This is a genomic window from Carnobacterium sp. (assembly GCF_045617425.1).
Classification (GTDB): domain Bacteria; phylum Bacillota; class Bacilli; order Lactobacillales; family Carnobacteriaceae; genus Carnobacterium_B.
On the sequence record NZ_JAZLIO010000009.1, the window covers coordinates 173,440 to 184,790 of the forward strand.

Annotated in this window: 10 protein-coding genes; 2 read left to right on the top strand and 8 right to left on the bottom strand. The window is 34.7% G+C overall.

Going from position 1 to position 11,351, the window contains the following annotated elements:
• Window position 1 precedes the first annotated feature (1 nt).
• A complete protein-coding gene (locus tag ACKI3H_RS04120; RefSeq protein WP_407371012.1) occupies window positions 2-679 on the top strand; it encodes a type 1 glutamine amidotransferase in 678 nt (225 codons plus the stop codon).
• 370 nt (window positions 680-1,049) lie between these two features.
• On the opposite strand, the gene manA is transcribed toward ACKI3H_RS04120, so the two are convergent.
• From manA to ACKI3H_RS04150, 6 genes are all read right to left on the bottom strand, one after another.
• A complete protein-coding gene (gene manA, locus ACKI3H_RS04125) occupies window positions 1,050-1,994 on the bottom strand; it encodes a mannose-6-phosphate isomerase, class I (RefSeq protein ID WP_407371013.1) in 945 nt (314 codons plus the stop codon).
• Between the two features lie 23 nt (window positions 1,995-2,017).
• Window positions 2,018-3,040, bottom strand: coding sequence for a serine hydrolase domain-containing protein (locus ACKI3H_RS04130; protein ID WP_407371014.1), 1,023 nt, complete (start codon window positions 3,038-3,040; stop codon window positions 2,018-2,020).
• 138 nt (window positions 3,041-3,178) lie between these two features.
• Window positions 3,179-4,036, bottom strand: coding sequence for a VOC family protein (locus tag ACKI3H_RS04135; protein ID WP_407371015.1), 858 nt, complete (start codon window positions 4,034-4,036; stop codon window positions 3,179-3,181).
• Window positions 4,037-4,407: 371 nt separating this feature from the next.
• Complete coding sequence (locus tag ACKI3H_RS04140) at window positions 4,408-5,031, bottom strand: MBL fold metallo-hydrolase (RefSeq protein WP_407371016.1); 624 nt, start codon at window positions 5,029-5,031, stop codon at window positions 4,408-4,410.
• A gap of 84 nt (window positions 5,032-5,115) precedes the next feature.
• On the bottom strand, window positions 5,116-6,975 hold the full coding sequence (locus tag ACKI3H_RS04145; RefSeq protein WP_407371017.1) for an ABC transporter ATP-binding protein: 1,860 nt from the start codon (window positions 6,973-6,975) through the stop codon (window positions 5,116-5,118).
• On the bottom strand, window positions 6,975-8,696 hold the full coding sequence (locus tag ACKI3H_RS04150; protein WP_407371018.1) for an ABC transporter ATP-binding protein: 1,722 nt from the start codon (window positions 8,694-8,696) through the stop codon (window positions 6,975-6,977). Before ACKI3H_RS04150 ends, ACKI3H_RS04145 begins: the two co-directional genes overlap by 1 nt.
• Window positions 8,697-8,964: 268 nt before the next feature.
• On the opposite strand from ACKI3H_RS04150, the gene ACKI3H_RS04155 reads away from it, so the two are divergent.
• The gene (locus ACKI3H_RS04155) at window positions 8,965-9,588 is read left to right on the top strand and encodes an FMN-dependent NADH-azoreductase (RefSeq protein WP_407371019.1); all 624 of its coding nucleotides are present in this window, start codon (window positions 8,965-8,967) and stop codon (window positions 9,586-9,588) included.
• A 94-nt stretch (window positions 9,589-9,682) separates the two neighbouring features.
• Here the strand turns inward: ACKI3H_RS04155 and ACKI3H_RS04160 are convergent, their stop codons facing one another.
• The gene (locus ACKI3H_RS04160; protein WP_407371020.1) at window positions 9,683-10,891 is read right to left on the bottom strand and encodes an AI-2E family transporter; all 1,209 of its coding nucleotides are present in this window, start codon (window positions 10,889-10,891) and stop codon (window positions 9,683-9,685) included.
• Between the two features lie 37 nt (window positions 10,892-10,928).
• Window positions 10,929-11,288, bottom strand: a complete 360-nt coding sequence (locus ACKI3H_RS04165) for a PTS glucitol/sorbitol transporter subunit IIA (RefSeq protein ID WP_407371376.1) — start codon at window positions 11,286-11,288, stop codon at window positions 10,929-10,931.
• Window positions 11,289-11,351 lie beyond the last annotated feature (63 nt).

Sequence of the window (11,351 nt, forward strand, 5' to 3'; positions counted from 1 at the left end):
GATGATTGAATTAAATGTTTGTCATCTTTATGGTGATTTATTAAATACTTATGGAGATAACGGCAATTTGTTGATGTTAAAACACCGCGCTAAAAAAAGAGGTGTTCAATTTAATATCGAGATCATTAGTTTAAATGATCCATTTGATTCAGATAAGTATGATTTAGTTTTCTTCGGTGGCGGACAAGATTTTGAGCAAAGAATCGTTTCAAAAGATATCCAAGCTAAAAAAGAAGCTATTACTGAATACATCGAAAATGATGGCGTGACAGTCGGCATCTGTGGTGGGTTCCAATTATTAGGCCACTATTATGTAGATGCTGCTGGACATAGAATCAACGGTATCGGTGCTTTGAACCACTACACCTTGAATCAAGACAATAATCGCTTTATTGGCGATATTGTCATTAAAAATGATGAGTTTGGTGAAACCTATAAAGGTTTTGAAAATCATAATGGCCGTACTTTTCTTGGTGAAGGTGTGAAACCATTAGGTGTCGTTGAAATGGGTTATGGCAATAATGGCGAAGATAAAACAGAAGGTGCTCATTACAAGCAAACATACTGTTCATACTTCCATGGACCATTATTAGTTAGAAATACAACATTAACCGATCGTATTTTGAAAGAAGCCGTAAAAAAACGATTCCCTAAAGAAGCAGAAGAATTATTTGCCTAAACAAAAGAGAAGGAAAAATGAATTAATCATTTTTCCTTCTCTTTTTATTTTCTATTTGCTCATACTTGGATCAAAATCTATCTAAAATGAGTAGTTTTATCCCAAATATAATTAAATTAGAAAAATTATCAATATAATGGAATTATTTGTCCACAAATAGGAGTCAATAGTTTAAGCTGCGGATCCTATTAGTTGAGCTGCGAGATTCTTTGTTTTTCTGTCGATCCTAATCGTCGAACTTCGCATCCTGTTTTAGTTGAGCTTTACTTCCCAGATACTAGGCTATTATTAAGATTTTACGCAATGCGCGGGATGCTCTTGCTTTCAATTCTTAATAATTGCTGTGTGTCTAACCAGGAAGTTCAGCATCCTAGTTGTTTGATGCAATAATCTCTAAATTGCCTTCAATTGTCCATTCTTTAATGTCATTTGGCAAGATTAGATGAGTTCCTTTTGTGAGTTCATACTCTCCTGCTTCGACAATTAATTTACCAGTTCCATGTAACACACTAACAAGGGTGTAAGGAGCAGTTGCAACAAAGTCGGCTTTGCCATTCACTTCCCATTTATAAACATCAAAAAATGAAGTTTTTACAAAGGTTGTGATGGTTGCGTCTCCCTGTTTCATACTGTTCATTTCAGGAGTTGGGTCAATATGCGGAACTGTTGTCACATCAACTGATTGTTTGACATGCAACTCTCTTGTGTTTCCTTGCTCATCTTTACGGTCATAGTCGTAAACTCGATAAGTTGTATCACTAGATTGCTGTGTTTCCAGAATGGTAATGCCTCCACCAATTGCATGAATCGTTCCACTTGGTACAAAGAAAAAGTCACCTGCCTTAACTTTAATGCGACGCAATAATGCATCCCATTCTCCATCAAGAATCATTCGTTCTAATTCTTCTTTCGTCTGAGCATGGTGTCCATAAATGATTTCTGAACCTTCATCTGCATCAATAACATACCAACATTCTGTTTTTCCCAATTCACCTTCGTGTTCCATACCGTATTGATCATCCGGATGAACTTGAACCGATAAATCATCTGCTGCATCTAATATTTTCGTCAGTAAAGGAAAAACTTCTCCCTTTTCGTTGCCAAATACTTCACGGTGCTGATTCCATATTTCAGCTAAAGTCATACCTTGGTAAGGTCCATTTTTCACTGTACTTGGTCCATTTGGATGTGCGCTGATGGCCCATGCTTCTCCAGTTTTATCACTTGGCAAATCATAGCCAAATACATCATGCAATTTTTTCCCGCCCCAAATTTTTTCTTGCAACACAGGCGCTAATATCAAAGGTTCATTCATCACTTTACTCCTCCTAAAATACATTACTTATTCATGGCTTCCTTTTCTGCTAAGTAACACTTTATTAAAAGGTCTCGTTGGCTAAGATATTCTGACTTGTTATCATTCGTTGGATGGACACGATTAGACAGAAAAACAAACGCCTCTTTTTCTTTGATGTCTAATAAAATAAAAGTTCCTGTAAATCCAGTATGAAACAAATAATTCTTATTGCCGTTTTTCTTAATATCCCATCCCAAAGACCTGTTTAACTTACCAGTTGGTGTCCAATCTGTTAACAATGATAGCACAGTTGTTTCATTAAGAATACGTTTTCTATTAAATTCTCCTTTATTCAGCATCATGTGACTAAAGGTTAGACAATCTGTCAGCGTCGAAAATAATCCAGCACTTCCACAGTGGTCTCCTAATATATACGCTTTAGGATCGTGAACCTCTCCTATTATCAGCCCTCTCTCTTTGTCTACCTCAGTTGGAATACATTTTTGTAGATCAACAGGATGATAAGAAGTCTCTTTTAAATTTAACGGCCCACTAACTCGATCAGCAAATACATTAGGCAAAGTGTCTTGCTCAAGCTCTTCAATAATAAACCCCAATAAGATAAATCCTGTATCTGTGTAGCATACTTCTTTTCCAAATCCTTTTCCTACTGGTAAATGGAGAATAGCTTGCTTTAATTGATTTGCAGATAAAGAATCACGATTAGGTATATAACCTTCTAAACCAGATGTATGAGTTAACAAATGCCTAATCGTTACCTCTTGAGCTGAAAAAGTTGTCAAATATTGTCTGACTTTATCATCAATGGCTAACTTCCCTTCTTGCCACAGTTGCAAGATAATCGTTGTCGTTAAAAAAACTTTTGTTAATGAGGCAATATCATAAATAGAATTTTCTTTAAGGGTTTTTTTTTCTGGAACAGTGGCAGATAAACCTTCATAATATTCCCATTGGTTACTATCTTTAATAAAGCCAAAACTTGCTCCTGGAAATAATTCATCTTCAATTAATTGTTGAATAAATGCGTTTGTTTTTGGATACATTTTTATTATCCTTTCTGGATCATTTTATACTTCTATTTCATCATTATAATGGAAGTTGCTGCTTTCTTCTATACTGACCTCTAATCGTTATTTTTGTTACAACAAAAAAACCGGCAAGATGTTTGCCGGTTTGATGACTTATTGGTTAGTTGTTGTTAGTTTCATTGTTATTCCATTAGTATCTTCCAATGAAAGTGTTTGTGTTACTTCATCTACTTGATAATCATATTCTTTTGCATCAAGGTTGTTTTTTACTTGTGAGAACTCGTCACCAGTAACAATAATAGTAAAGTAATCTAATCCTCTTAAGCCTTTTTCAGCGGCTGGAATATTTTTACCAGCCCATACATTGGCTCCAATTTGGTGATGATACTCACCAGCTGCGAAGAATTTTGCTTGAGGCCCAAATTTAAATTTCAGATCAAACCCTAAAACGTCTTGATAAAATCTTTCAGTTTCTTCCAATTCAGCTACAAATAAATGAACATGTCCCATATACGTTCCTTTAGGCATTCCTTGGAATTCTTTTTTTGCTTCTCCTATTACACCTTCTGCATCCATTGGTTCTGTTACTCCAGCGATTTGACCATCTTCTCTGATATCCCACATTGATTTGGGCTTATCGGTATAAATTTCAATGCCATTGCCTTCTGGATCATCTAAATAAAGAGCTTCACTATAACCATGATCGCTTGCTCCAATTAATGGGTATTTAGATACTAAAATGTGATACAAAATTTCTCCTAAATCTTCACGAGTTGGTAATAAAAATGCCAAGTGATATAATCCAGTTGCAGTTGGCTTTTCACCAGCCGGTGCAGCTGATTGTAATTCCAATAGAACTTGTTCATCACCAAAAGCACCTAATTTAAGGCTGTTATCTGTTTCTTTTTTTATATCTAAACCCATTACAGAAGTGTAGAAAATTTTCATATTTTTCATATTTTCAACATTTAATACTACTTTCCCAATAATCGTCTTTTCTGATAGCATCATTTATTTATTCCTCTTTCTTTTTCTATTTACTTGTAAATCACTTACTTTTAATAAGTATACTAGAAATTATTTTATTTACAAGTCTTTTCCACAATCTTATTTTTACTGAAACGTGCTACATCTCTTTTAGTCTGACAATTAACCATTAAAAGGAGATTTTCACTTAATTTCTATTTTTTCGTCACACTTTTTTCATAATTGCGTACTATACTATGTATATACCAAAACAACAAACCAACTTTTTCATATTTTCTTTTTTACTCCTCCAAAGTAAAAAGAAACCTTACCCTTTCCACATTAGCGTTCCCCGCTAATGTGGTTTTTTTTGCACCATAAAAAGCTGAGACGAGACCGTCCCAGCTTTCACAAAATTAATCTTCTTTAAAAAAAGGATTCGTTCTTTTTTCATAGCCAATTGTTGTTTCCTCACCGTGTCCTGGGTAAACACGCATATCATCTGATAAACAAAACAACTGCTCTTGAATACCTTTTAATAAGGCTTCAGAATCACTGCCAGTCAAATCAGTTCTACCAATACTCCCTTTGAATAATGCATCACCAGAAACTACAAAGTCAGAAAAAATAAAACTGAGCCCACCCGGTGAATGACCTGGAGTTGGAACAACTTTAAATTGAAAACCTTCAATATCATATGTTTTCATTAATTCAAATTCATTTTCAGCAGGTTCTGCTGTAATGGGATGTCCTGAGTGAATCGAAAGATTTAATATTGGATTGCCAAGCCATCCCTGCTCCAAATCACTAACATAAACAGAAATAGCATAAGTTTTTCTAACTTCTTCCAAAGCACCGATATGATCATAATGGGTATGTGTCAATAAAATAGCAACAGGTGCCACTTTTAGTTCATCTAAAACTTTTTTTATCTTTACAAATTCATCTCCAGGATCAACAATCAATGCCTTTCCTTCTTGATAGATAATATAACAATTTTCTCCAATCATTCCAGTAACAATTTTTTTAATGTGTGCCATTATTTAAACTCCTTTTCTTCCTAACGTATAGGGCTAGTTTAGCAGAATTTATAAAAAAGAAACACAACGACGGTTTAAACTTGTTTATTGTGAAACTTGTTGAACAAATTGACTGTTGTATAAATCAGCATAAAATCCGTTTTTGGCCATCAATTCATCATGTGTGCCCGTTTCAATAACATCGCCATGGTTCATTACAATAATATTATCGGCATCACGAATAGTAGAAAGTCGATGAGCCACTACAAAGCTAGTTCTATTTTTTAGTAGTTTCCTCATTGCTTTTTGAATCAACACTTCTGTTCTTGTATCCACACTAGAAGTGGCTTCATCTAAAATTAGAATTTCTGGATCCACTAAAAAAGCACGCGCAATAGTTATCAATTGCCTTTGACCTGACGAGATATTACTGGCTTCTTCATTCAGCAAAGTTTCGTATCCATGAGGCAGTTTACGTACAAAATCATCTACATGAGCCGCTTTTGCAGCATTATAAACCCGTTCATCATCTTGACCGTATAATGCACTTCCATAACGAATATTGTCAATAATAGAACCATTAAACAACCAAGTGTCTTGTAGAACCATAGCAAAACGTGACCGCACTTCTTCTCTGGAGAGATCTCTAATATCCACACCATCAAGCTTAATGCTTCCGCCGCTCACATCGTAAAAGCGTTCCAACAAGTTAATCAAAGTCGATTTTCCTGCACCAGTTGGTCCTACAATAGCAACCATTTGCCCTGCTTCCACGTTTAAATTAAAATCTTTCATTAATAAAGGTTCATCTTTTCCGCCATAACCAAATTGAACATGCTCAAATTGAACCTTGTAAGTGGAGTTCTCTACAGGTGGAATAGAAGAAGACTCATTGGTCATTTCTTCTTCATCTAGCACCTCAAAAACACGCTCCGCTGAAGCCACTGTTGCTTGAATCATATTGATAAGATTTGCCATTTCGCGAATAGGCTGGTTCAATTGATTTGAATATTGCAACATCGCTTGTACATTTCCTAACGTTACTGTTCCATTTGCAACAAAGATACCACCAACTACAGCAACAGCCAAATACCCTAAATTGCGAATAAAGGCCATTAACGGCATGATCATTCCAGATAGAAACTGCGCTTTTCGCGAAGCTTGGTAGAGTTGATCATTTTTTTCTTCAAATTTTATCATTTCTGCTTCTTCTTGATTGTAAGTTTTTACTACAACATGCCCTGCATACGTTTCTTCCACTTGATTATTCAATATTCCCAAACTTCTTTGCTGCACTGCAAATAATTTTTGTGACCTTGGGGCGATCAAACTGATGGTAACCACGCTTATTGGAACAGTGATCAAAGTAACAAGTGTTAAGGTTCCACTGATAGTAAACATCATGTAGATCACTGCAAAAAAAGTAACTATACTGTTGACAAACTGAGTCAATGTTTGCTGTAGAGTATTGGCAATTTGGTCCATATCGTTTACTGCACGAGACATTATGTCGCCATTTGAATGGGTATCATAATAATCCATCGGAACTCGGTTCATTTTATCTTTTAAATCTTTTCGTAAGTCGTAAACGGTTCTTTGAGCTACACGAGTCATTGTAAATTGTTGAAAGTAAGTAAAGATTGCAGAAAAAAGATAAAGTATTGCCACAGTTACCAAGATTGTAGCAATGGACTTAAAATCTATTGGCAAAACCTCAACTATTTCTCCAGCTTTTTGTGACTGCATCCCTTCCATCACACCTTTAAATATTTCAGTTGTCGCTTCACCTAAAATTTTTGGTGTTTGAGCCTGCAATACAATCGCTATAATAGCTAAAATGAATACACCTATTAACGCAGCTAACCGTTTAGACATATAACCAAGCAGTCTTTTTATCGTCTTCCAAAAATTTTTTGGTTTATTTTCACGAAGAGGTTTAGTTTGAGCGGGACTATTTCGACTCATTACATCTCCTCCTCTTTCATCTGAGATTTCATTATCTCTTGATAAGTCTCATTGGTATTTTTTAATTCTTCATGTGTTCCTTTAGCAACCATTTTTCCTTCTTCTAAAACAACGATGGTATCTGCTTGAATAACCGAACTGATTCTTTGGGCAATAATCAAAACTACTGAACTTCTGGTTTCTGGGATTAAAGCTTTTCTCAATTTTACTTCTGTTTTAAAATCTAGGGCTGAAAAAGAATCGTCAAAAATCATGATATCTGCCTTAGAAACGATTGCTCTAGCAATATTTAATCGTTGCCTTTGTCCACCTGAAAAATTCCCACCACCTTGTTCTACTAATGAATCTAAGTCTTTTGGCAGTTCAGAAACAAAATCAGCTGCTTGTGCAATTTCTAATGCATGCCACATTTCTTCATCTGTTGCATCTGGTTTTCCATATTGCAAATTTTCACGAATCGTTCCTGTGAATAGTAAAGCCTTTTGTGGAGCATATCCTGTAAAACTGCGCAATTCTGACTGCTTCATCTTGCGTATATCAACCCCATTAATGGTGATCCTTCCCGATTCAACATCATAAAAGCGTGTAAGTAAGTTTGCAATAGTTGTTTTACCAGAACCTGTTCCCCCAACAATTGCAACTACTTCACCTTTTCTGCCTTCAAAACTAATGTCTTCTAAAGCTAGTTTTTCTGCTCCCAGATAACGATAATTTACATCTTCGAAGGAAAGCGAACCGACATCTTGCTTTTGAATAGCAACTGGATGTTCAGGATCTTTAATGGTGCTTTCCATAGCTAAAACGTCATTGATACGCGCTGCAGAAACTTGTCCCCGTGGAATGAATACAAAAACCATTGATAACATCATAACGCTTATCAAAATTTGCATGGCATACGTCAGAAAAGTCACTAAATTTCCAACTTCCATATCTCCAACACTGACGTACTCTCCACCAAACCAAATAATGGCTATATTAGTTGCACTAACAATTAAAATCATAACAGGCATCATAAAGCTTATAATCGTTTGTGCCTTAATAGATGTCTCAGCAAAGTCTTTATTGGCTTCGTCAAAACGTTTCATTTCTGATTCATTTCGATTGAACGCACGAATAACACTAATCCCTGTAAGTCCTTCACGAAATACCAGATTTAAGCGATCTGTTTTCTTTTGCAATGATCTGAAATAAGGCACTGCAAAAGTTAAAATTACTGCTATAAAAATTGCTAATACTGGAATGACATAGATAAAGACTTGAGCCAATTTTGGTTCACGACTATAAGCCAATATCCCTGCTCCGAAAAGCATAATAGGTGCCATGATCATCATCCTCAGCATGATCATTGTAACCAATTGAATTTGTTCTACATCATTTGTCGTTCTAGTAATTAGCGAAGACGTTCCTATTTTATCGATTTCATCATTACTAAAATAAGAAACTTTTCGGTAAATTTCCTTTCGTAAGTTTCTTCCTAATTGTTGAGATTGTTGCGCAGCCAAATAAACATTGGCAATTGCGGCAAGTATACTAACAAATGAAAACCCTAACATTTTTATACCGACTGAAATAATATAATTTACATCTCCCTTTGCTACTCCATTATCAATAATATCCGCTGTTAAGGTTGGAAGATACAAGTCTCCAACAACTTGAATGACCATAAAGATAACAGCCCAAAAAACAGCCCAGTAATTCAACTTTTTCAATAAATTAAACATTTTTTCCTCCTTGAGCTCTGTTTTGATATTAAGCTATTCTATCGTCTAATAAGTGCAGCTAGTCTAGAGCTTACTCTTTATTTCTATCTGATTAGAAACACATCAAAATTATGTTTCCTATTATAGGTAACAACTTATTCTTTTTCAACTAACTATCCTTTCCTCATAACCATTGACTCTTGTTGTTTGAAGTTAACTTTAGTAAACTACTAAAGAGACAAGTAAGAAAAGGCTCTCAAAAATAAAAACTGAAAGAAGGATTTTATTTATGACACATTTATTAGTTGTTCGTGCACACCCACTAGATAGCGAGCTTTCTCGTTCGATGCAAGTGACTGATGCTTTCGTAAAATCATATACTGAAAGTCATCCTGAAGATACAATAGAAGACATTAATTTATATGATTTAGCTGTTCCAGATATCGACCGTAATTTATTACAAGCTTGGTCAGAATTGGGTACTGGTACTGCTTTTGATGAATTATCTGAAGCTAAACAACAAAAAATCACTTTATTTAATGGATATACAGACGATTTTTTACAAGCAGATAAAATTGTTATCGCAAATCCTCTATGGAACCTAAATGTTCCCGCTCGTTTGAAAGCATGGGTCGATACGATTACGGTCGCTGGAAAAACCTTTAAATACAATGAAAAAGGCGAAGCAATTGGGCTTGCTGGAGATAAAAAAGTTTTACATATTCAAGCAAATGGTGGTGTTTACGGTGGAAAAGACCCTGCCAATCAATATTTAAAAACTATTTTAAATTATATCGGTGTTAGCGATTTTCAAGAATTATTTGTTGAAGGTATGGACTATTCGCCTGACAAAGCAGCAGATATTATAGCTGAAGGAATTGAAAAAGCAACTGCATTAGGTAAAACATTTTAGCTAGTTGATTTAACTTCAAAAAAACAGACTGGAAAAATTAGCTGTAGCAGCTTTTTCCAGTCTGTTTTTATCTATACTTATATTTTTATCACCATTAGTCTTTTTTTGATTTCCTCTTTACCACTACAACTGGTAGTGGGGCCGGATTTTCATCATTGTCATATAAACCAGTGTAGTCTTTATACCATCTAAAGAAATGAACAACAATAACTTTTAAAACAGCATACCCAGGAATACCTAAAATTACACCAGGAACACCAAAAATTTTCCCAGCAGAAAGCAAGACGACGATGATCGTAAGGGGATGAACTTCTAAGTTATTCCCTAATATTTGCGGTTGGATCACTCTTCCTTCGATTGTTTGTTCAATTGCAAATACAATCAATACCTTAATCAACATACTTGGTGAGTCTACTAAAGCAATTACAATAGCGGGAACAGTTGCTAAAAATGAACCTAGGTAAGGGACCAAATTTAAGAATCCAGCCAGTACGCCTAAGGTTATAGCATATTCCAATCCAATAATAGCAAATCCTATCCAAAACATTAACCCCACAAAAAAAGCTACCATTAATTGACCACGTATATACTGACTAATTTGCATATTGATTTCGGATAACAATTGATACGTACTAACTCTCATTTTTGAAGGAATGATTTTCATCACGTGATAAGGGAGATTTTTTCCATCTTTCAGTAAATAAAACAAGATAAAAGGCATTGTGATAATTGCAATGACGATATTTGTCACTGCACCTACTACGCTTCCAATACTGGCAAAAGTTGAATTTACAACCCCATCTGCTTGTTCAGAGACATTGGACATTATATTTGTATTGAAATCAGATAATCTTGTTTGAAATTCAGACAACACATCACTTCTTAACCAACTATCTATTTGAGAAACAATATTATTCCAATAAATTGGCCAATTTTCAATGATACTAATGGTCTGTTCCTGAATAATTGGAATCAATGTTGTAATTCCCCAAACAATTAAAGCTCCTATAACAATAAATATCCAAGTTATACCTAACAAACGAGGAATTTTTTTTCGTTCCATCCAATCTACCAAAGGGTTGACTAAATAATATAATACTCCTGCTAAAATAACCGGTAACCCAATAATACTCAAAAAATCTCTAATTGGTGAAAACACATACTCAACTTTTGGAAATACTAATAGATTTAAAAAAACCAAAAGGGAAATCAATAAAATTGAAACGACTTTATTATTTAAAAACCATTTCCAAAACCATGTTGCTTTCTCACTGGTTTTACTTTTTATTTTTTCTTCGCCCATATCTTCACCTCTCATCTGTTCCTATACACTTATAAACCTAATTGTTGTAACTTATTTTAGTACCCACAGATACTTCAGGCAATTCATGCGGCGATAAATAAATACCGCTTTCGATTCGATCATCCTTTGGAACTTCTGAAAACGAAAGGGTAATATGTCCAATCGTATTTAAATTTTCATTTGCTAAACTTCCAACTGTTTCAATGGTATATGTTTTTTCATCAAAAGAAATCGTATCCCCTGATTGTAATTTCACTGTTTCTTTATCTTTTTCAAAAGATTGAATAATGGCTACAGTACGAATCTCCTCAGTAGCTTGCTCTCCAAATAAAATTATCATTGGATCTTTTTTGCTAATAGCATTTTCTCCGATTGCAGTTATTGTTCCAATTAACATATTATCCATTCCTTTCTCATTTTCATATTCTTCTATTCCTATTTATTTTACCATATTCTTTCT

What these genes read in the sequence shown, in the direction of transcription:
- ACKI3H_RS04120 (WP_407371012.1), top strand. Translation starts at nt 2, where the DNA reads ATGATTGAATTAAATGTTTGTCATCTTTATGGTGATTTATTAAATACT.
- manA (WP_407371013.1), bottom strand. Translation starts at nt 1,994, where the DNA reads ATGAATGAACCTTTGATATTAGCGCCTGTGTTGCAAGAAAAAATTTGG.
- ACKI3H_RS04130 (WP_407371014.1), bottom strand. Translation starts at nt 3,040, where the DNA reads ATGTATCCAAAAACAAACGCATTTATTCAACAATTAATTGAAGATGAA.
- ACKI3H_RS04135 (WP_407371015.1), bottom strand. Translation starts at nt 4,036, where the DNA reads ATGATGCTATCAGAAAAGACGATTATTGGGAAAGTAGTATTAAATGTT.
- ACKI3H_RS04140 (WP_407371016.1), bottom strand. Translation starts at nt 5,031, where the DNA reads ATGGCACACATTAAAAAAATTGTTACTGGAATGATTGGAGAAAATTGT.
- ACKI3H_RS04145 (WP_407371017.1), bottom strand. Translation starts at nt 6,975, where the DNA reads ATGAGTCGAAATAGTCCCGCTCAAACTAAACCTCTTCGTGAAAATAAA.
- ACKI3H_RS04150 (WP_407371018.1), bottom strand. Translation starts at nt 8,696, where the DNA reads ATGTTTAATTTATTGAAAAAGTTGAATTACTGGGCTGTTTTTTGGGCT.
- ACKI3H_RS04155 (WP_407371019.1), top strand. Translation starts at nt 8,965, where the DNA reads ATGACACATTTATTAGTTGTTCGTGCACACCCACTAGATAGCGAGCTT.
- ACKI3H_RS04160 (WP_407371020.1), bottom strand. Translation starts at nt 10,891, where the DNA reads ATGGGCGAAGAAAAAATAAAAAGTAAAACCAGTGAGAAAGCAACATGG.
- ACKI3H_RS04165 (WP_407371376.1), bottom strand. Translation starts at nt 11,288, where the DNA reads ATGTTAATTGGAACAATAACTGCAATCGGAGAAAATGCTATTAGCAAA.